The 20,381-nt window shown below is 38.6% G+C and carries 17 protein-coding genes and 1 tRNA gene; 7 read left to right on the plus strand and 11 right to left on the minus strand.

What is annotated here, in order from left to right; translation table 11 throughout:
• Positions 1-13: 13 nt before the first annotated feature.
• From QZL88_RS19770 to QZL88_RS19795, 6 genes are all read right to left on the minus strand, one after another.
• Positions 14-3,115, minus strand: a complete 3,102-nt coding sequence (locus QZL88_RS19770; RefSeq protein WP_296944394.1) for a fimbrial protein — start codon at positions 3,113-3,115, stop codon at positions 14-16.
• Positions 3,116-3,194: 79 nt separating this feature from the next.
• Positions 3,195-4,133 (minus strand): FimB/Mfa2 family fimbrial subunit, encoded by a 939-nt coding sequence (locus QZL88_RS19775; RefSeq protein WP_296944397.1) that lies wholly within the window; start codon positions 4,131-4,133, stop codon positions 3,195-3,197.
• 143 nt (positions 4,134-4,276) lie between these two features.
• On the minus strand, positions 4,277-5,395 hold the full coding sequence (locus tag QZL88_RS19780) for a hypothetical protein (RefSeq protein ID WP_296944399.1): 1,119 nt from the start codon (positions 5,393-5,395) through the stop codon (positions 4,277-4,279).
• A gap of 87 nt (positions 5,396-5,482) precedes the next feature.
• A complete protein-coding gene (locus QZL88_RS19785; RefSeq protein ID WP_296944401.1) occupies positions 5,483-6,910 on the minus strand; it encodes a tetratricopeptide repeat protein in 1,428 nt (475 codons plus the stop codon).
• A gap of 19 nt (positions 6,911-6,929) precedes the next feature.
• Complete coding sequence (locus tag QZL88_RS19790; protein WP_296944403.1) at positions 6,930-7,535, minus strand: DUF3575 domain-containing protein; 606 nt, start codon at positions 7,533-7,535, stop codon at positions 6,930-6,932.
• 401 nt (positions 7,536-7,936) lie between these two features.
• Positions 7,937-8,806, minus strand: coding sequence for an AraC family transcriptional regulator (locus tag QZL88_RS19795; RefSeq protein ID WP_296944404.1), 870 nt, complete (start codon positions 8,804-8,806; stop codon positions 7,937-7,939).
• Positions 8,807-9,172: 366 nt separating this feature from the next.
• Here QZL88_RS19795 and QZL88_RS19800 point away from each other — a divergent pair, with 366 nt between their 5' ends.
• On the plus strand, positions 9,173-11,002 hold the full coding sequence (locus QZL88_RS19800) for a DKNYY domain-containing protein (RefSeq protein WP_296944405.1): 1,830 nt from the start codon (positions 9,173-9,175) through the stop codon (positions 11,000-11,002).
• A gap of 37 nt (positions 11,003-11,039) precedes the next feature.
• On the opposite strand, the gene QZL88_RS19805 is transcribed toward QZL88_RS19800, so the two are convergent.
• The gene (locus QZL88_RS19805) at positions 11,040-11,939 is read right to left on the minus strand and encodes a helix-turn-helix domain-containing protein (RefSeq protein ID WP_296944406.1); all 900 of its coding nucleotides are present in this window, start codon (positions 11,937-11,939) and stop codon (positions 11,040-11,042) included.
• A 233-nt stretch (positions 11,940-12,172) separates the two neighbouring features.
• Here QZL88_RS19805 and QZL88_RS19810 point away from each other — a divergent pair, with 233 nt between their 5' ends.
• Genes QZL88_RS19810 through QZL88_RS19835 form a run of 6 tightly spaced genes read left to right on the plus strand, consistent with a single transcriptional unit; the run spans position 12,173 to position 17,427 of the window.
• Entirely contained in the window at positions 12,173-13,264 is a 1,092-nt protein-coding gene (locus tag QZL88_RS19810; RefSeq protein WP_296944407.1) for an alpha/beta fold hydrolase, read from the plus strand.
• A gap of 41 nt (positions 13,265-13,305) precedes the next feature.
• Positions 13,306-13,857, plus strand: coding sequence for a flavodoxin (locus tag QZL88_RS19815; RefSeq protein ID WP_296944409.1), 552 nt, complete (start codon positions 13,306-13,308; stop codon positions 13,855-13,857).
• A gap of 10 nt (positions 13,858-13,867) precedes the next feature.
• Positions 13,868-14,347 carry a nuclear transport factor 2 family protein gene (locus tag QZL88_RS19820; protein ID WP_296944410.1) on the plus strand — a complete coding sequence of 160 codons (480 nt, stop codon included), beginning with the start codon at positions 13,868-13,870 and terminating at the stop codon, positions 14,345-14,347.
• 26 nt (positions 14,348-14,373) lie between these two features.
• Positions 14,374-16,044: a carboxymuconolactone decarboxylase family protein gene (locus QZL88_RS19825; protein ID WP_296944411.1), complete on the plus strand. Its 1,671-nt coding sequence runs from the start codon at positions 14,374-14,376 to the stop codon at positions 16,042-16,044.
• A 16-nt stretch (positions 16,045-16,060) separates the two neighbouring features.
• Positions 16,061-16,573, plus strand: coding sequence for a cupin domain-containing protein (locus tag QZL88_RS19830; protein WP_296944413.1), 513 nt, complete (start codon positions 16,061-16,063; stop codon positions 16,571-16,573).
• 11 nt (positions 16,574-16,584) lie between these two features.
• Entirely contained in the window at positions 16,585-17,427 is an 843-nt protein-coding gene (locus tag QZL88_RS19835) for an aldo/keto reductase (RefSeq protein ID WP_296945148.1), read from the plus strand.
• 117 nt (positions 17,428-17,544) lie between these two features.
• On the opposite strand, the gene QZL88_RS19840 is transcribed toward QZL88_RS19835, so the two are convergent.
• From QZL88_RS19840 to QZL88_RS19855, 4 genes are all read right to left on the minus strand, one after another.
• Positions 17,545-18,033, minus strand: coding sequence for a cyclophilin-like fold protein (locus QZL88_RS19840; RefSeq protein WP_296944415.1), 489 nt, complete (start codon positions 18,031-18,033; stop codon positions 17,545-17,547).
• Positions 18,030-18,599, minus strand: a complete 570-nt coding sequence (locus QZL88_RS19845) for a sugar O-acetyltransferase (RefSeq protein ID WP_296944417.1) — start codon at positions 18,597-18,599, stop codon at positions 18,030-18,032. The genes QZL88_RS19840 and QZL88_RS19845 overlap by 4 nt, the downstream gene beginning before the upstream one ends.
• 7 nt (positions 18,600-18,606) lie before the next feature.
• Positions 18,607-19,704 (minus strand): alpha/beta hydrolase, encoded by a 1,098-nt coding sequence (locus tag QZL88_RS19850; protein ID WP_296944420.1) that lies wholly within the window; start codon positions 19,702-19,704, stop codon positions 18,607-18,609.
• A 500-nt stretch (positions 19,705-20,204) separates the two neighbouring features.
• Positions 20,205-20,278 (minus strand) — tRNA-Arg (locus QZL88_RS19855).
• Positions 20,279-20,381 lie beyond the last annotated feature (103 nt).

A 20,381-nucleotide genomic window follows, 5' to 3' on the forward strand; every position in this document is an offset into this window, starting at 1 on the left:
TTTCAGATTACTGCTACTGCTCGGCAACACATCGTACCGAAAAGCCTCCGGCGCGATAGGTAGGGTATTGCACGGCCACAGTGCTACTGGTAAAACTGAGATAATTTGCACTTGTGCCTGAATTTGTAGCCGTCCAATATATTCCGGTACTGCCAACATTAGTCAGATTTCCATTCGAATCTACGCGATAACCTGCTGCGGGGTACCATCCTCCGTAACCTGTCCAGGTCATTCCATTACTGCCCCATACTGCCTCATTCTGTTCCATTGGAAAGTTTGTGAGGAGCCATATTCCCTGCTGAGGTACACGCCAGCCTATAGGGCATGGATCGTAAACCGTTTTGGATGCAGGCCCCCAGAGGGCATCGCTCCTGACGCCACTATTGCTATACCAATCGCGAGGATCTGTAGCCAGATAATAGAATGTGAAAGGGTTAGCTATAGCATTGCTGAGATTATTTGCTACAGATACTTGTGCCTTGGTAACAGATATTGTCCCTGAGGCAGTGTATAATGTAGGTTCATCGGTTCCTGTCAATGTAGAAGAACTCGGGAACGGGTCTTTGCGTCCCCATTGGTACAGCAAGCCTTTTGTTGCCGCCGCACTAGGTGTGTTGCCTATGGCTCCGAGGTTACGGTCCATAAATTTACCTGTACCTAAAGCTACCGGTGTATAGTCGGTCACCCATATATGCCAGGACCAGAGGGTTGTGTTAGACGCATTCTTGATCTCTACAACCGCATTTCCTGAAGTGCTTCCCTGTTTAACAAGAAGATAAGCTGATGATCCCGTTCCGATAATGTGGATCTGGCTTATATTTGAATTGGACGCTATCCTGTTTGCATTGTCTGTCCAGAGGAGTCTTGCTGTGAAGTTCTCCGATGCACCCAATTGAGTCCCTATTCCGGAGTCGTTTGCCCGGCTTACAGGGATAAGTATTCCTGTTCCTCCCGGACTCACAATATAGGAGTTCGATTTAGGTTGGATGACACCGGCATAGCATGGTAATGTAATATCTGTATCGGCAAAACGACCTTGCGGGCTTTTGATTGTAAATACAATGTCTCTGTAGTAAAGTGCTGGATTGGCGGCATCGTTGATTATGTTGAAATATACCCTGGTACCGCTTGTATTGGCTCCTCCGGAAGTGGTCACTAAGGATTGTACCACATTATCCGGGTTACTTTTGACCTCAACGGTGAAGTTTGTATTGGACGTGACTGTGAAATATTTCTGAGTTCCATCCATCAGGTAATATACATCTTTTTGCGTAGAGATATTATATCTGACTTGTCTGAGAAAAATACTTGTGGTTAAGAAGGTATATGGGTCGCCTATTCTGAAATCGACAACAGAGACCTTCTCCATGAAAGGATTTGCTGTAATCTCAGCCGTTGTAATAGCTGTAGGCCGTATAGTAAATGTTTTCTCTCCCGAAGGTTCATTCAGAAGAGCGAGTATACCTGATCCCGGCTGGTCTGAAGATCCATCGAATGAAAAACCCATACCATAAATGTCGCTACGGCTTGCTGTGACACTTAATGTGACAGGGTTCCATTTGAGTTTGAACTGTTGCGCCGCAGGCTGAATGTCGGCAGATGATGCGAAAACCAATTCCGATATCGCCTTGCCTGACATATCGGTAACCTTTAAATTCAGGTTGATTTCAGTTTTTTGCAGAACTTGCACCGTATGGGTAAGGCGTCCTGCGCTTAGATGAATATATGCTGTACGATCTGATCCTCCGGTGTTTTCGGACATATTGAGCTTTAGGTCTGTAACGCTACCCGAAACACCTGTGGATACGGCAGCTCCCAGAGTGGATACGACGCTGAGCCAGGTTACATTGTTACCGGAGACATCCGTTATTTTGTCTATCTTCCATCCGGAAGGATAATCAGTTGTTACACAAAACGCATTATCAGAGCTTGAGGTTGTATGAGCATCGCGCGTAAGTGTGATTGAACTCTGCGATACTCCCAGCATATATTGTCCGTCGAAGACGATATCACCTATCTTTGCATTATCCCACATGATCACATTTGCTTCTATATTTACCGGGCGGGAGCTGAATGCTTCAGCAGGTGTGGGTAATCCTCGGCCGCTAACTTTTGTTATGTTTACTTTGTAATAATGGTTTCTAAGGAGGGGTAGGTAAGTGGTAACGGATGATGACGTGCGGGCAAAATCCACACGGTAGTATGTTGGTTGGCTGTCTCCTGTATATGTGCCGCCTATCACCATGCATGTGGCATTTTGCATCGATGACGGATCAGCCTTGATAGCCTCGAATGTATATATTTCTCCTGATGATGCCGTATGTGCTGTAGTAATAGCCGTACCGTCATATAATAACGGGCCTGGAGTAAGAATAGATCCGGAAGGTATACTGGCTCCGGTCACAATGCTTTGTGACTGGTCCCAATTACCAGAAAGTGGAACTATATATCCTTTATTGTTATAATTATATAGGCGTATGCTTTCTAAGGAGAAATTAGCCGAGGCATCTATATTGGTTAGTGCAACATCGATTTTAGATACCATACGGACCAGATTTACAGATGTACTGGACGGTAATGCTGCATTTACGGAAATAGAAGGTATTTCGCCAAACATCGGAATAGGTATATATCCTGTGGACACCGGATCGGCATTCCATTTATTGTTATTGGTGATAACCAGCTTTTCGAGAACCGATGCTTTGGAATCTCCTTCATGGATACTGCTCACGATTCCTGATACCGCTTGTCGCGCGTTAGCGAGTATCATCATATTGTATGTACCTTCGGGAACCTTTATGGTGAAGGTCTTGATGTTGCTGTCATCAGGATCGGTATTGATTACATTGCTGTACACCGGTTGATAAGTATATTCCCCATTGCTATCGAACAATAGTACTTCGATGCTTCTGACTTCATTCTCGTTACTTTCTGTCAGAGCCTTGGTTTTAGGGGCTGATGCTCCCGGAACTTTTACGGAAAAGGTTACTTCTTTTGTTTCTGAACCGGGAGATGGTACTTCGTCATTATCCTGACAGGAATTTAATAGTACTCCCGATAAAATGCATAAAGTAATGATGATCGTTTGTCCGGTATGCATATTTATAATTCTCATACTCTATTTTGTTTCTGTGTTTTGCGCTGTGATGTATACAGACCGGAAAGAAAACGCGTAATTCTCCAGCCTGATATTTTTATAATTCCGGGTCTACTGGTATTTGTCCCCATTCGGGAATACTTATTTCGACAGAGGCCTCTTTATATTCAACCAGTATAGGTACTACAGCCTCTTCTATACCTTCTACTGTTATATTATTCTCTCTCATAAAATCTTTGAGATTGATTGCAGTAAGAGTGCTGCCGTCGGAACTTTTCTTAATCTTTATTTCTATCGGATTATCATCTTTGAAACGGGGTGTATAAAATGTTATAGCAGCGACTGTTTCTCCTGATATGTATTCAAAAGCAGTTGTATTAAGATAGCGCACAGCATTGCCGAAAGTTTGCATCTCGAAATTATATCCACTGGTAACTCCGTTCATCTCTACTATTGGCGGGAGTAGGTTTCCTTGAGGGTTTTTATCTACAAGTCCTTTCACATAGACCTGTACTTTTACGAATGCATTATGAAAATCCAGTATCCGTTCTATTACAGTCTCGGATACCGTTATAGCTTTTAATGACGGGGATAATATGGTGTGATCCAGGGCATAATACAATGTGTCGCCATTTGTTGCAGTAGTTCCGCTCCTGAGGGCAGTATGAGATACAAAAGCATCTTTCATCATGCTGTTTGTACTTAATGGACTGATAAATGTTTTTTCGGAAGCGTTTCCCCAGCAGACAATCCGGTAACTACCCGGATCAAGGTCCAGTGTAATTCCAGCAAAAGAGGTCAACGCGGCTAGGTCTGCACTCTGAGTCATCACATACTGTCCGTCATCTTTGAAGACGAATACATCCACTCTTTTTATCTTTTCGATAAAAAGTTCTTCGGGTTCATCGCTTACATAACGGAACTTCAGTATAAAATTATTTTCAATATCGACAGGGCATTCACCGGAACTATCATCGACGCACCCGCTGAATATCAGAACGATAAATAATACGATAAATAAATGGAACACTCTCATATGTTAAGCCTTTAGATTCTAACTAAACCGCATCCCTTTGTGATACATCTGGTTTTATATCCGTTCTCTGTATTTGGCGGATTTTGTATAGCGACCCTTCGGGGAAAGTATAATTGGTTTTCCCCGAAGAATGCTGTATCAATTTAAAGTTCAGGTGTAACACCTACTACTGTCCAGGAAACCAGATTGACTGTTACTTCTATATCTATCAGGCTCAAATTTGGTATTGGAGACAGGTCGGTATCATTGAATGTCAATGCTCCTGCTGCAATCTTGTATATCTTCCCCGATTCAATACTTGTCAGAGAAGCTCCACCGGAAACGGCTTTGAACCCTTTGACTGTGATAAACTGCGGAGCAGTATAAATAGATCCATCACTTGTTACGATATCACTCAGGCGTATGATTATACGAGGAACTGCACTTCCTGTAGATGAGGCAAATAAATTATATGCCCATACTGTACCCGTACCTGCAGGCTTAGCCACTTTTGTAGAGGCAGAGAGTGCCGGATCGTAGAAATCATAGATGGCAGGTTTCAGTCCGGCCGGATATTCACTGGTTTCATCATTAAATGCTGCCGCCACGGCTCCGTTTTCCACGAAATCGGTACCGGTCACACTTCCTTTTACTAAAGCCTGTGAAAAATAATTATCGATGAAAATACCATCTACTTTAAAATCTGTAATAACACCGTTGGAAGTAATATCCGTCAGTTCGATACGTGCCACAGTAGGCTTAAGGTCAACCTCACAGGTATAGGCTGTAGCTGGTGATACGGGATCTACCAGTAGACCGCTTCCGTACAGGTTTACGTCTTCAATATCATCTTGCGATTCCACTTGCAATGCAACTTCTTGTACTGTAGAAATGTTGCCTGAAGTAGGAAGACCGGAAGTATTGCCTATAACATAGACCATCTCTGTATTTCCGGGCAGATTGGTTATTGATGCTCCGTTATGAGCTTCTGTCATATTAATATTCGTAGCACTTGTAGTGGAAGAGGTTAATGTATAATGCTTTAATATGGCACCTGACGCATTTACGAAATATAAATCTCCCGACTGAAGGACTACATCGGTTCCATTACTCACAGGAGTACTTACTGAATGAGGTGTGACAGTACTCTTGCCAAGTTTGAGAAACACACTTTTGGGGTTTGCATTATCTACGGGTTCTGTATCCTCACTGTTAGAGCAACCGCTAAAGCCAAGTAATAGGACTATGGCTAATAATGCCAGATAGCTGAATTTTTTTTTCATACGCTGTTGGTTTTTTAAATTGATTCAATGTGATTGATTTGACTTATAAATGAATTATTTACCTTTAAATATCTCAGTAAAGCTTTTTTATTTTTTACGCTGTAATTCCCTTTTATTATATACAGCCTGTTCGTTACCAGAGGAAATGGCTTTGTCGAAACAACGGATTGCTTCTTCCCGATTACCTTCCAACATATAGATTATGCCCATGTTATTGTACAATAGGTTGCTTGAGGCAGCCTGCTCCAAAAGGCGTCTCGCAGCATCTAAGTCTCTGTTTTTAATCAAGACTGCAGCGGCATTGTTGATCGCTGCCGTATCGTCGGGAAAGTAAAAAGGAATAGTTTCTGTGAACAATCGATTATATTCGGGGCTGGTCTCTCCATAGCTCATAGCCAGATTGTAAAGCTCTGTATGAGATAAATTTTCAGGATTACTTTTTTCCAATATTTTGATTTCATCCCCATTATAATCCTTGATAGAATAACAGATTTGATATTCTACACGTCTTAGCTGTGGAAACAACTCCTTTTGTATTATATGATATGGTTTTCCGCTATCTAGTTGTTTCAATGCAGTCTCACGTTCATCATCTCTTTCTATGGACATGATATTCAGAATATCTTCCTTGTTAATCAATTCTTTAGATTCTATAAGCGCAGTCAGTCCGGTCCAGTCTTCTGGGGTTGTATCTGTTTTCAATAAGCTATCCGGAATGTTAAACATTGATCTTATATGATTTTTCAGAGCCAATGCTCTTTTCTGGGCTAAAGTTTCATTTACACCATATCTACCTTCCGGAGAAGCATAGCCATGTATATATACTGCTTCCAGAGAAATATTTTTATTATTAACCAGATCGCGCAATATTCTTTCCATTTCGGATATCCCTGTATCGTTGTTTCTGTATGTAGGAAGTATATCAGAATGTCCTATCTTAAAAAATACAGAATTACTTTTCTGCACACAATGATGCTTATTCTCTTTTTTAGGCGTGATAAAGCTAACTTGGGGTGAAATTATATATGTTTTCTGACTTGCCTGAATAACAGGACTTACCGTAATATCTGATGTAAGTGTATGTTTGCCCCTGTAGTGTAGAGATTCTAGCTTTACAAGTATACGGGCAGAATCGACTTTTTGCAGATAGGGTATTTGTACATTGAAGTATATTGCAGAATCATTTTGTAATTCAGGATTAATAATGTAGGATGGTAATTCTCTTTTATAGTTGTTGGCCCATCGCCGGAGTATTTGTTGTTTATTCTTCCCGGCAATGATTACAGGTTCTAAAGGGTAGTGGTTGTCTCTCATCATTAATACGGGGCTAATATATATTGCTTGACTATTGATTATGGAATCCGGGTTCGGATTTATCCGGTAGCTCACCTGTAAACTGTCGTTTATCTCCCTGATTGTGAGGTTTCTCAGATAAGTGTTTTGACCAATATTATATAAAGGCGTAAATTGTAAAAGGATTACAAACAGAATGGTATAATATTTTGTCCGATTCATAATATTATTTGATATGTTATTATTTAAGAATGTAAATAAGTGAGAGGCCAGCTTTGGTTGGGCCCAAATAATTTTTATTTCCGGTACCTAGCTCCCGTCCGCATTTTTCACATTCATATCGTGTGTAATCGAAATACACATATCCTATACCGAGGGTTGCCTCTAGATTCCAACGGGGAGAAAGAATCCACTGATAGCCATAAGATATGCCAAAACCGTAAGCATCACCCTGATAACGGTAGTCTTTTAATGCTCCGAAAGGTAAATTCCCTGCATTGTAGTGGCTATAAAGAAGGTGGGCACCTATAAAATGAGAGTTTAACGGTTCGTTAATCCAATAGCGTAACTCCGGCTGTATAAGGACATGCTTGAATTTCCTGTTGTTTGAGAATGTCCAGGGATTGTAATTGAACGATATATCCAAACTCAGATATTCCGATAAGCGATATTCAACGCCCACATTCAAGGTTGTTGTCAGATCATAAATCAGATTGGATTTGAGCCCCAGTAGAGGCATTGCCTCCTTGCCAGATGGTAATCCGTTTTTTTTAGATATAGTTTGGCCATTGCCTGGCAAAAACATCCCACAGATAAACAGTGTGAGAAATATTATTCTTTTGGTCATCGGATATTATTGAGTAGTTGTTTTATTGATTTTATAAAATCAATTTGACTTAGAGTATTTGTTATTTGTACAATTGTCTTCTTATGTTATTATAAAGTCTTTATTTATAAATTTTCGGATAGTATACTCTCTTTAAGGATGAGTTAACACAAGCTTTATTTTTTTTATTCAGAGGGCTTTATTAGCTATGTGTATTCATACATAGCAGAATATGTTTTTCTTATTTTTTATTCTTTTCTGTTAAATTTGCCTGATTAATTTTTTTTGTCTTAGTATAAATGAAGGTAAAATCTCTCTATTATTATGTATTAACAAGTCTTAAAATGTTGTCTTCTGGTTTCTGATTCACAAAAATAAATTTTAGATAATTAAGAAATATCATATATTTTTTCCTTTTTTTGTTACTTTTTTTCCTTTTTTATCATATCCTCATCAGTTCTTATTTGTTTACGTATATATCCGGGGGCTAAACCGAATTTTGATTTGCAGAATTTATGGAAGTGAGACAGGGACGAAAACCCATGATCAAAACTAATTTGTTTTATACTTTTCCTGCTCCGGCGTATTTCATGATAGATTTCTGCAGCCTTGCGTAATGTAATCCAGTGAGATGCCGGTACTCCGAAGGTTTTACGGAAGTGTTTTTCGAAACCAGAACGGCTATAGCAGGACAAACCGGCCAGTTCATTGATAGATTTTACCTTTCTGTAGTTCTGATATATGAAATCGGAAAAATCCTTATCTCGTGAGGCTAAATTTTTAAAAAAGAGACTTCTTTCTCCGTGAGTATAACAAATAGACATCAGGTAGAAAAGCTCCCTTGTCTTTATGCAAATATATAAAGTATGGTCCTTAAAGTTCATGTTAAGGAACCATCTTAATGAATCGACATAAGCTGAGATAATCGGGGTAAACTCCAGAATAGTCAATTTATTTTCTGATAATTGGGATTGGTTGAGGTCAGAATGATTACAGCGGCTTAGGATTAAGCCTGGTTTCAGACATATGACAGATACTCCTTCTATGGTATTTATCAGGCAACGCGTACCTATAGATATGAATATCATTTGACCCGAGCTGAGACTTTCGTCGGTATATCCGGGCAGCGAACATCTCAGACTACCATTAATTACCAGTAGGATCTTATTCTCTCTGGCTATAAATTCAAAGTCTTGTTCTTCTTTCAGATTCCATACATCAAGAGATACAGAAATTTCATCAATATCTTTAATATACATTTCAGATGTAAGATCTGGTGTTTTAGTTTTCATTGGTATAAGGATATTAAGTTAATTAAGGTACGTGAATAATAATACTCAATAAACTTTCAACCAATAATCATTTTTTATGTTCACTTATAGTGAATAATTTTATATTTATATACTATTTTTCAGTCCCGATATACTTATATGTAGCCCTGTTAACTGGAAAAAGGATGGGCGTACGATAGAGATCCCTGAAGCATTTGAGTTAATTACCTGTTATATGATTCGTTTAATAATCAAATATTTACTATTTTTATTGGAAATTAAACAAAGCTACCAGCCTTAATGTGAAAGTTTATGTAGAAATAAATTATACTCCTGAATTTCTGAAAATTGTTTGGACAGAACATCTATAAATCGAATCCGGAAAATATGAGAATCAAAGTATATTATCTTCCACTTTTATTACTTCTATTGATGAATAGCAATTTAATAGCTCAACAGCGAACATATTATATAGAGGATGGCTTCCTGCTTGCCAATCTGGAGGATAATACCAATATATATCTGATAGAGGTTACATGTGAAGATATTCAATCAATCAAAGATGCTGAATCGGCTCAATATGTGCAATTTTCATATCGTTATAAGTCTGTTCATGGAGCTTCTGAAAAATATCGAGATATCAAAGCCGAATTGATAAAAGAAGCTGACGGCAGGTTTAAGATAATGGAAAAGATTATGGATGAAGTGAAAGACCATGTTTCTTTTGCAGGCTATTTCGAGGATACGACGTTATATGCAGTTAAAGTTTTTGACTATTTGCAAGAACAGATAAAAAATGATATAGACGAACCGGTTTCTATATTTCAGATTTCTGATAAGCCCCAAGTTATGTTGGGGAGCTTCATGCCTGATTTTACGATTGGAAGAATGGGAATATCCAATACATTCAATAAAATAGGTTATGAAGTGATATCCGGAGGGGTTGTCGGTACATATCATTCATATGTGGAAATAAAGGACATTGATTATGATACTATACAATTGGCCTTTATAGGAAGTACTGTATCAATTGAGCCTAGGAACAGGAATCTTTCCGAAATCATACCTTTAAAAAGAGATTACTCTATATGGATAAATAAAGATGTCATATATAGTCAGTCTGGAGTAACCACTGCCTTTAAGGAGTATAAACATAGGGGTAGTTACTTTTTCGAGAAAGAAGATGGGCTATACTTATATCCGGAAATGAATAATAAAATATTTCCGGAGTCGCTAAAGGTTGCTGATATTCCTTCGACAGAGCATATTATACAAAATGTCTTTGCAGACAAGGATGGATTTTGGCATTCATACCATCCGCTAATAAATAATAATGTATCTCTTGTTCGTATTATTGATAAAGTACGCAGACCAGCCACACCTCTTAGATTCTATAAATATGGATTTTCATATAATGGAAAGGTTTATCTGGTATGGCATCAGAATACTATTCCGATAGAAACTGATCTTGATGCCCGAAACACTCATATTGTCGACGGAGGCTTAGGAGACGGGATAAAATCATGGGTATGGAACCGGGCGATGCTAAGGTTCGATAGAGTACCATATTTTACAGATATGCATATAGCAAACACTTATTCTTTAAGCGATGATAGTACAATATATATCAATCTGCCGCCGAAGGTTAATGCTCGCATTTATGATGGACCTCTAGCCATTGTTGAAGGGAAGACTATGCTTCGAACTCCCCGTGGCTTTATCCCTGTTCAGGTTATCTTTTATGATACTGAATCAAAATCAACAGACGCATTCGTGCCTTCAAAATTTAAAAATCTTAACAGGGAATATTATCAGTACGGAAATAAACTTTATTCTGTTTATGAGAATAAACCTATAGACACTTTTCCAAATCCGTCAGAGGTTCGTGTATTACAAACTATAAGAAATTCCTACATTATTGATGATAATCGTTTCTACACAGGTAATTATTCAGATAGAAATGATGTAGATATAAAAAAACTTGGCGTTATTGTTGATGATTCTGGGAATCCAAGTGCATATTTGACTGATGGCAAGAAGCTGATTTATGACCTCTATACATTGGACGGTATAGATATTAAAAGCTTGAAGATGGTTGACTCATCCATCTTGGTTGATAAGAATAATCTTTATATTATGGGACAGATTATACCTTTGAAAGAAATGTTTGTTCCTATATCAATAATAAATAAGCGTAGTATTCGTATAAAAAGATAATTATAGAATAACCTTGGCTATCTAATTGAGGTGTATTTTAATTTACCAACCGATAATCGCTCGGAGAACTACCTACTATTTTTTTAAACATACGACTAAAATGATGCGGGTACTTAAACCCTAATTCGTAAGCTATTTCATTCACCGTTTTATCAGGATTGTATAGTTTGTCCTTTGCTTCTTCTATAACTTTCAATTGTATATACTCTTGTGCAGATTTACCTGTTTCTTTCTTTATTAGATCGCCAAAATAATTAGCAGACAAATGAAGTTCATCAGCAAAGTATTGAACCGAAGGTAGACCAATCGTCTGAGGTTTATCGGATTCAAAATAATTGTTGAGTAACATTTCGAAATTACTTAATGCATCTTTATTTACATTTTCGCGGGTAATGAACTGACGATCATAGAAGCGCATGCAATGATTAAGGAAAACTTCAATATTAGCTGTGATTATTGATTTACTATGCTTATCAATAGAGTGTCTCAATTCCTCTCTTATCTCCTTAAAACAATTCACTATAATTTGTCTCTCTCGCTCCGACATATGCAGGGACTCATTTGCTTCGTATGAAAAAAACGAATAGTCTTTCATCTTTTGAGCGAGAGGAGTTCCCCGGAGCAAGTCCGGGTGGAAACAAAGTCCCCAACCTTTCATCCTGAACACTTCACCAGTATCGTCTTTGCCTGCCACCTGTCCCGGGGCTATAAAAACGAGAGTTCCTTCCTGATAGTCATATGTGTGACGCCCATAAATTAAATCGCCACATTTCACATCTTTCAGGAAAATGAAGTAGAACCCGTATCTTTTACGCGCATGCCTGTATTCCTTTCCTACTTTGGTAAAATCAATAGAATTGATCAAGGGATGTAATGTTTCAACTCCAAGAAATGTATTATAGTCGTGTACTGTGTCAAAATTTAATATCTCACTCATAAACTCTGATTTTATTTAAAACAAAAATAAGTCTTTTAAATTGAAAAATACTTAATCATGTATCAAATCAGTAATAATGGTATAAGAAACCGTAATTTGTGTATGTGGTTGATATTCTACATTATGTCAATCAGTAATAATGGTAGAAGAATCAGTAATCTGTCTATTTACAAGAGAGATTATTGAACGTAAGTTTGTAATATGAAAATTATAAACTTTTAAATAGGAAAAATATGGATCAAAAAAGTAAAAGCTTAACTATTGCTTTCATGGCTTTGAGTATTCTGTCCTTGTTTTCGGCTTGCAGGCAGCGCTATAAAGATGAAGGGAACGGGCTGCTGATAATAAAAGAACAGGGAAGTTTTGCCATAGGAGGCTCAGTTTTAACCAATCCGGGGACATTCAATCCTTATACCAGAACCAGTGAAGGCCAGACTTATCACGGTGACCATGCATATGTTTTTTATCAAATACCCGATAAGGCCCGTAAACTACCCTTAGTGTTCTGGCATGGTATCGGACAATTCTCAAAGACATGGGAAACTACACCAGATGGGAGGGAAGGCTTTCAGAATATTTTTCTCAGACGAAATTTTAGTGTATACCTTATCAATCAGCCAAGAAGGGGTAATGCAGGACGTAGTACGGTAGAAGCAACTATAAAACCCACACCTGATGAACAGGAATGGTTTGGTACATTCCGATTAGGTATCTGGCCCGATTATTTTGAAGGTGTGCAGTTTGATAAGAGTGAAGAAACGCTTAACCAGTATTTCCGGCAAATCACACCTAATATCGGAGGGTTCGATACAGATGTAATTACTTCTGCAACTACCGAACTTTTCAATAAAATAGGCGATGGAATACTTGTTACTCATTCTCATGCGGGTGGTTTTGGCTGGCTGACAGCTATTAATAACAATAAAGTAAAAGCTATAGCATCATATGAGCCGGGCAGCGGCTTTGTATTTCCTGAAGAAGAAATGCCGGAACCCATTCCAAGTTCAGCGGGAGCGTTAGTCGCCAATAGTGTATCTATGCAGGACTTTCTGAAACTGACTAAAATTCCTGTTGTCATTTACTATGGTGATTTCATTCCCGAAGAGCCATCCGACAATCCCGGAGCCGACGGTTGGCGTGCCCGTCTCGAAATGGCAAGAAAATGGCGGGATGTTGTAAATAAATACGGAGGTGATGTTACAGTCATACTTCTCCCCGAAATAGGGATTTATGGTAATACTCATTTCCCATTCTCTGACCTGAATAATATAGAGATAGCCGATTTGCTTTCCGGCTGGCTCAAAGAAAAAGGACTCGATAAATAAAAAATATAATTATGAGATATTTCGTTTTAGCTCTGTTAATAATGTTAGTAATATGTCCTGTATCGGCATGTTCAAGTAATAATGATAATATAGAGGAGACACCTGAAATAAGAGATCGTAAGATTCTTATTGCTTATTTCAGTTGGGGAGGTACTACACAGCAGGTAGCTGAGAATATAGCCAAACATACCGGAGGCACACTGTTCAGAATAGAAACTGTAGAACCTTATCCATCCGAATATGTACCATGTACCGAAGTGGCAAAAGTGGAACGTGACGAAGGAATTCGTCCTGATTTGAAAACCATAGTAGAAAACCTGGATCAATACGATACTATTTTTATTGGCTGTCCTGTTTGGTGGCATACCGCGCCTATGGCTATCTGGTCATTTCTAGAAAGTGAGAATTATGATTTCAAAGGGAAAACGATCATCCCATTCTGTACATATGCTGCTACCTACAGGGATGAGACTTTGGCTAAAATAGTAGAACTTACTCCTGATTCTGAGCATCTGAAAGGTTTTGGAACAACCAATAAAAATGCCGATGTGACAGATTGGTTAAAAGAGATAGGTATCATTTCAAATCAATAACAATATACATATGGAAAGGAAAATAATAAAAAACAACAATGTGAAATTTTTAATTCTTGCATTAGGTATGATACTTGGAATTCAGGGAGTTTTTGCACAACAACAAATAACCAGTGAAGAGAAAACGAAGCAAGAACTTATAAACCTGTCTAAGACTAAATGGCAATGGATGGCGAAGATAAATGTGGACTCATTGAACGATCTATTTCATCAGGAAGCAGTCTTTGTTCACATGGGTGGAGTAATGAGCAAAGAGCAGGAACTGAACACTATCAAAAGCGGCGGAATTCATTATAAGCATGCAGAGATACAGGAAACATCGGTACGTTTTGTTGGTAATACGGCTGTAATTTTAGATAAGATACGTTTGACTGCTGTTGTTGGAGGTAATGAAGTGGTAAATCCTTTTATCGTTACGGAAGTATATGTGCTTGTGGATGGTAAGTGGAAGCTGGGCTCACTCTCTTTCACCAGATTATTAAACGGATAAAGGTAGAAAAATAAAAGAATTCAGATATGAAGAATATAAAATTATATATAATAATTACCATATTACTGGGGATATTCGGTAATATAAATGCACAGAATGATATGTTAAGCAAAAAGCAAGAAAAAATAGTGACTATCTCTGCTTTTACAGCCAGAGGAGAACTGGAAAAGTTGAAACCTGAATTGGTTGCCGGTCTTGAAGCCGGACTTACTGTAAACGAAATAAAAGAAATGTTGGTACACCTGTATGCTTATAGCGGATTTCCCAGAAGCCTGAGAGGATTACAAACCTTCATGGCCACACTGGACGAACGTAAAGCCGCAGGAATAAATGACAATTGGGGACGTGAGGCATCGCCTATTACTGATGCCCGCGACAAGTATGAAAGAGGTAAAGAAGTCCTCGCTGAACTATCTGGTGTTACACCATCAGAAGGACGTACCACCGCAGGTTACGCCGGTTTCAGCCCCGAAATAGAAACCTTTCTTAAAGAGCATCTCTTTGCCGATATATTTGAGCGTGATGTATTGACCTATGCGCAACGCGAAATGGTGACTGTGTCGATATTAATGGGGATTGGTGGCGTGGAGCCGATGTTAAACTCACATATTAATCTTTCTCTGAACGTAGGAATAACACCGGTCCAGCTTAGGCAGATGATAGGCATTATTGAGGTAAATGTGAGCAAAGAGAATGCCGGGGCCGCCAAATTTGTATTGAGTGATGTATTACAAAAAAGGGGACTAAACGCTGAGAATAAAACTCCGGAAATGGCAAACGGGGTGAAAATAGAGAAAGTATCTTTCCATAACAGGTTTTACAACAATGTAGCAGGCAACCTGTACTTTCCGCCAAACTATGATGCAGACAAGAAGTATGCTGCTATCGTGGTCGGCCATCCTTTTGGTGGGGTAAAAGAACAAACATCCGGCTTACACGCACAAAAAATGGCTGAGCTTGGATATATTACACTTGCTTTTGATGCTACTCATTATGGTGAAAGTGGCGGTTATCCGCGCTATATAGAGTCACCCGAAGCACGGGTAGAAGATTTCAGTGCAGCAGTGGATTTTCTCAGTAATCATAAGAATGTAAATGCAGATGCTATCGGTGTTATTGGTATTTGTGGTGGTGGCGGCTATTCGGTGAGTGCAGCACAGATAGATCATCGGATAAAAGCGATAGCAACCATCAGTATGTACGACATGGGACGTGCCCGCCGCCAGGGATTAGGCGATGCTATTACTTATGAGCAGCGTATGAAAACATTGGATGAAATCGGCGAACAACGTACAAAAGAGTTTGCAGGTGCAGCAAGAAAAGATATTGCAGCTATTCCTACTCAACTCGGTCCGAATGATACAGAGAATACCCGCGAGTTTTTTGACTATTATCGTACATCAAGAGGTGGACACCCTAATTCAACTACAAGTTATTCATATACCAGTCTCGCACCAATGATGAACTTCTTCCCTTTTGCACAGATTGAAACGATCTCCCCACGACCACTATTGTTCATCGTAGGCGAACATGCCATATCAGCTTATTTCAGCGAAGACGCTTATAGCAAAGCTGCTGAACCTAAAGAGCTGTTTGTGGTACCGGGAGCTTCACATGTGGATTTGTACGATAGGGAGGAATATCAGGCTATATCATTACCTAAACTAAATTCTTTCTTTAAACAATACCTTAAATAATAAAAACAAAAAGAGTATGAAAACAATAAACAGAAATGGTTTTGCCTTATTGGCTGTTGTTATATTTTTATTCACAGCATGTAATAATTCAACAAATAAAAACGAAATGAAAACATCGATAAACAAAGAATCCAATTATATATTTCCAAAAGGAGATAAGATAAATAACGATTATTTCAGTGGTACGGCATGGTTGCAAATGCTGGTAACAGACAAAGAGAAATTCGATATGACAATTGGAAATGTAATCTTTGAACCGGGCGTCAGAAACAATTGGCATTCTCATCCCGGTGGACAGATACTACTCTGTACAAAAGGAAAAGGTTATTATCAGGAAAAAGGAAAGCCTATCCAGTTACTCAATGTAGGCGATGTGGTAGAGATCCATGCAGATGTCGTTCATTGGCATGGTGCAACTCCTGATAGTGAGTTTGAACATATTGCGATTAGTCCGCAATCCCATAAAGGTGCTGTGGTTTGGATGCAGCCGGTATCGGACGAAGAATATAACAGTTACGATAAACAATAAAAGGAGTAATGATGAAAACAGTAAAATTAAATAATGGAGTAGAAATGCCGGTTTTAGGATTCGGTGTTTATCAGGTAAAACCGGAGGAAACGGAACGTGTAGTCACTGAAGCCTTACAAGTAGGATATCGTTCCATCGATACCGCAGCAGCATATTATAACGAAGAAGCCGTTGGCCGGGCAATTAACAGAAGTGGTATACACCGTGAAGACCTCTTTATTACGACCAAACTTTGGATAAGCGACGCCGGTTATGAAAGTGCGAAGGCTGCATTTTCTGAATCTTTGGAAAAACTTGGATTAGATTATCTCGACCTTTATTTGATACATCAGCCATATAATGATGTACATGGAGCATGGCGGGCAATGGAAGAGCTATATAAGGAAGGTAAAGTTCGTGCCATTGGAGTTAGTAACTTTCAACCTGACAGATTGATGGATTTGATAATCCATAATGAAGTTGTACCTGCTGTAAATCAGGTGGAGACTCATGTTTTCAACCAGCAAGCAGACAATCAGAAGTTTATGAAAGAAAATGGTGTGCAGATTGAATCATGGGGGCCATTTGCCGAAGGATTAAATAATATGTTTTCTAATGAGATACTTACTTCCATTGCAGAGAAATATAATAGATCAGTTGCTCAGATCGTTCTTCGATGGCTTATCCAAAGGGATGTAGTTGTTATTCCTAAGTCGGTTCGTAAAGACCGGATGATTGAAAATTTTGATGTGTTCGGCTTTGATTTGAGTAATGAAGATATGGAACAAATCAAAACATTGGATACAGTAAAAAGCCTTTTCTTCGATCATCGCGATCCTGCAATGGTAAAAATGTTAGGTTCGATGTCTAAATAAAGGTAAATATACTTTCAAATAATAAAAATGGGTAAGTTTATACTACTAACTTACCCATTTTTTATGCTAAAAGAATTATGCTCTATATCTAGCCTGTCTTATATGTATATTTTGGCTTTATCGTTGGATCTCAAATGTAATAGTTACGTCGCTTGCTCCAAGTGCACTTTGTAGCCCCGACGGATTATCAATACTTCCTATTCGGGTGTAACTGTATGATGTTGAGAAGTTTTTGTAAAATAATACCAATGTGCTTGAACCATATAGCATTAAATCTCCGTTTCGGATAGTTCCTGGATTGGAGGAATTGGTAGGTAATGGGTTTGGCAAATTGTAATATTTTTCATTGTTATTCAACTCAGACATATTTATAGTAATTGGAAGTAACTTTTTGAAGGTGCTGGTCGTCTCATTATCTTCTAAGACAGCTATAAATTCAACAGAATCAATCAAAAGCTTTATACTTCTATTATTTTCATCTCCGTTTTGTCTCGTATTTTCATAGTTGATCTCCGGTGTATACAGATTGCCCGTATCATTGGAGTTACATGCTGAAAGATTTGTTATCATCATAATAGATACTAATGCGGTAGCTATCTTTTTCATAAGGAGTTTGTTTTTATTTTTCTTATCTCTCTTGCCGGATTACCACCTACTATCATATTATCAGGTACATCTTTAGTTACGACAGCTCCAGCGGCAACGATCGCATTTTCTCCGATCGTAACCCCCGGTAATATAATTGCTGCTGCGCCTATCCAGGCATTAAGCTTTATAAGGATAGGTTTTGTATAGACATTGTGCCTTAATTCGGGCTCTTCAGCATGATTTTCAGTAATTATGTTTACATTTGGCCCGATAAAAACACCGTCTTCCAAAGTGATGCCTCCTCTGTCCATAAACATACATCCACTATTGACAAATACTTTTTTACCCAAGCGGATAAATTGACCGAAATCGGTATAAAATGGTGGTACAATCCATGTTGTTTCGTCCAATTGCTGTCCGGTTAGTTCACTGATAATATCACGGGTTTGTTCTTTAGTATGGTAGGACGCATTTAGTAAGCCTGTGATACGCATTCCTCTAAGAAGAGCCTCATATAATCTAGGATATTCGGGGTCATTTTCAAGGATTAAATCCCCTCGTTTCATTCTTTCAAATATATCCATCTTATAATTATTTTAAGTTTTCTGAGAAAAAAGAATCTAGTTTGTCGAACGGAATAATCTCGGGACGGTCGTACAGATCCACATGGTTTGCTCCGGGAATAATCATCAACTCTTTGTTATCTCCTTTCAATTTTTTGAAAGTATCTTCACTGAAATAGCGGGAATGGGCGTTCTCTCCGTGAATTAAGAGTACAGCACTTCGAATTTCGTCGCTATACGATAGCAAAGGCATATTGATGAAAGAAAGAGACGACGTTATATTCCAACCACCGTTCGAGTTGAGTGAACGTTTGTGGTAACCTCGATTCGTTTTGTAGTAAGAATAGTAATCTTTCACAAACTGAGGAGCATCGTCCGGCAGCGGGTCTATGACACCTCCGGCAAGAGTGTTTGTGCCATTTTGGATATCAATTGTTCGCTGAGCATTGAGCTGTTGACGCAATTTATACCGTTTGTCGGCATCCATCGAATCGAAATAACCGTTGGCATTTACGCGGCTCATATCATACATTGTCGAGGCTACAGTCGCCTTGATGCGGGTGTCTATAGCTGCAGCGTTGACAGCCATACCACCCCATCCGCAAATACCAAGAATCCCGATACGTTCAGGATCTACATTGTTGAGAGTGGAGAGAAAATCGACTGCTGCACAAAAATCTTCCGTATTGATGTCAGGCGAAGCTACATAACGAGGTTCGCCACCGCTCTCGCCGGTGTACGAAGGGTCGAAGGCAATGGTAAGGAATCCGCGTTCGGCCAAAGCCTGGGCATAGAGACCGGACGCTTGTTCTTTTACTGCCCCAAACGGGCCACTTACAGCGATGGCTGCCAAATTTCCGGTAGCATCTTTTGGTATATACATATCGGCAGCGAGCATGATACCGTATCGGTTGCGGAATGTTACTTTACTGTGATTCACTTTGTCACTTTTGGGAAATACTTTATCCCACTCTTGAGTTAAGTTCAGATCTTCATCCATAGTTATACAGGTATTAATATTTTTTGTTTCATATATTTTTCCGTCGGAGTTTGCCGCAAATAAATTTCCCGTGATGCAAAAACATATAATTAGTGCCATCATTGAATTTTTAATCCTCTTTTTCATATCATTATTTTTTATTATTTATAGTAGTCGGATGTCGTCATTTATGTATAATGCAAAATTATGATAGTTATTCCAAGGTATTTTCGCTCAACGGCTCAATGATTTTTGCTGTAAGGCTCATCCTGTTTTTTATATCTGTTTATTGCCTGTCTTCAAATTTATATAGAATGAAACAGTCTCTTGTATGATAGGATTGCGTACAGTAACGATAAATATAGTCCTAATCATACTTATTATAGCTTTGGGATTATAGTTGCTTTACAAACTCTTTGATTCAGGAGGGAAAGATAACCACAACAGAAATACGAGCCGCTGTAATCGTTACGGTTTTTGTCATTCTTGATATCCGTAACGATTCCATAACGAATGACCGTTCAATATCGGCATTCTGATGACTGATTATGTCTAAAGGAGAGAATAAAAAAACTCTCTAAGAATTTATCTTAGAGAGTTTTGTCTTGTTTTATCAGAAATAAGTCGCTTATTTGCTGATCTTTAAGTGATCCCGAAGCGATTCGAACGCTTGACCCACAGCTTAGAAGGCTGTTGCTCTATCCAGCTGAGCTACGGGACCATCCTTTTTGCTTTTAGCGAGTGCAAAGATAGTATATTTTGGTTAAAACAAAAGACTTTTATCGAAAAGTTTTCACAATAGAATATGATTGGTTGATACAAAA

Source organism: uncultured Dysgonomonas sp. (assembly GCF_900079725.1).
In the GTDB taxonomy this organism is placed as follows: domain Bacteria; phylum Bacteroidota; class Bacteroidia; order Bacteroidales; family Dysgonomonadaceae; genus Dysgonomonas.

Excerpts from the sequence above, each read along its gene's own strand:
- QZL88_RS19770 (WP_296944394.1), bottom strand. The coding sequence starts at position 3,115 with ATGAGAATTATAAATATGCATACCGGACAAACGATCATCATTACTTTA.
- QZL88_RS19775 (WP_296944397.1), bottom strand. The coding sequence starts at position 4,133 with ATGAGAGTGTTCCATTTATTTATCGTATTATTTATCGTTCTGATATTC.
- QZL88_RS19780 (WP_296944399.1), bottom strand. The coding sequence starts at position 5,395 with ATGAAAAAAAAATTCAGCTATCTGGCATTATTAGCCATAGTCCTATTA.
- QZL88_RS19785 (WP_296944401.1), bottom strand. The coding sequence starts at position 6,910 with ATGAATCGGACAAAATATTATACCATTCTGTTTGTAATCCTTTTACAA.
- QZL88_RS19790 (WP_296944403.1), bottom strand. The coding sequence starts at position 7,535 with ATGACCAAAAGAATAATATTTCTCACACTGTTTATCTGTGGGATGTTT.
- QZL88_RS19795 (WP_296944404.1), bottom strand. The coding sequence starts at position 8,806 with ATGAAAACTAAAACACCAGATCTTACATCTGAAATGTATATTAAAGAT.
- QZL88_RS19800 (WP_296944405.1), top strand. The coding sequence starts at position 9,173 with ATGAGAATCAAAGTATATTATCTTCCACTTTTATTACTTCTATTGATG.
- QZL88_RS19805 (WP_296944406.1), bottom strand. The coding sequence starts at position 11,939 with ATGAGTGAGATATTAAATTTTGACACAGTACACGACTATAATACATTT.
- QZL88_RS19810 (WP_296944407.1), top strand. The coding sequence starts at position 12,173 with ATGGATCAAAAAAGTAAAAGCTTAACTATTGCTTTCATGGCTTTGAGT.
- QZL88_RS19815 (WP_296944409.1), top strand. The coding sequence starts at position 13,306 with ATGTTAGTAATATGTCCTGTATCGGCATGTTCAAGTAATAATGATAAT.
- QZL88_RS19820 (WP_296944410.1), top strand. The coding sequence starts at position 13,868 with ATGGAAAGGAAAATAATAAAAAACAACAATGTGAAATTTTTAATTCTT.
- QZL88_RS19825 (WP_296944411.1), top strand. The coding sequence starts at position 14,374 with ATGAAGAATATAAAATTATATATAATAATTACCATATTACTGGGGATA.
- QZL88_RS19830 (WP_296944413.1), top strand. The coding sequence starts at position 16,061 with ATGAAAACAATAAACAGAAATGGTTTTGCCTTATTGGCTGTTGTTATA.
- QZL88_RS19835 (WP_296945148.1), top strand. The coding sequence starts at position 16,585 with ATGAAAACAGTAAAATTAAATAATGGAGTAGAAATGCCGGTTTTAGGA.
- QZL88_RS19840 (WP_296944415.1), bottom strand. The coding sequence starts at position 18,033 with ATGAAAAAGATAGCTACCGCATTAGTATCTATTATGATGATAACAAAT.
- QZL88_RS19845 (WP_296944417.1), bottom strand. The coding sequence starts at position 18,599 with ATGGATATATTTGAAAGAATGAAACGAGGGGATTTAATCCTTGAAAAT.
- QZL88_RS19850 (WP_296944420.1), bottom strand. The coding sequence starts at position 19,704 with ATGAAAAAGAGGATTAAAAATTCAATGATGGCACTAATTATATGTTTT.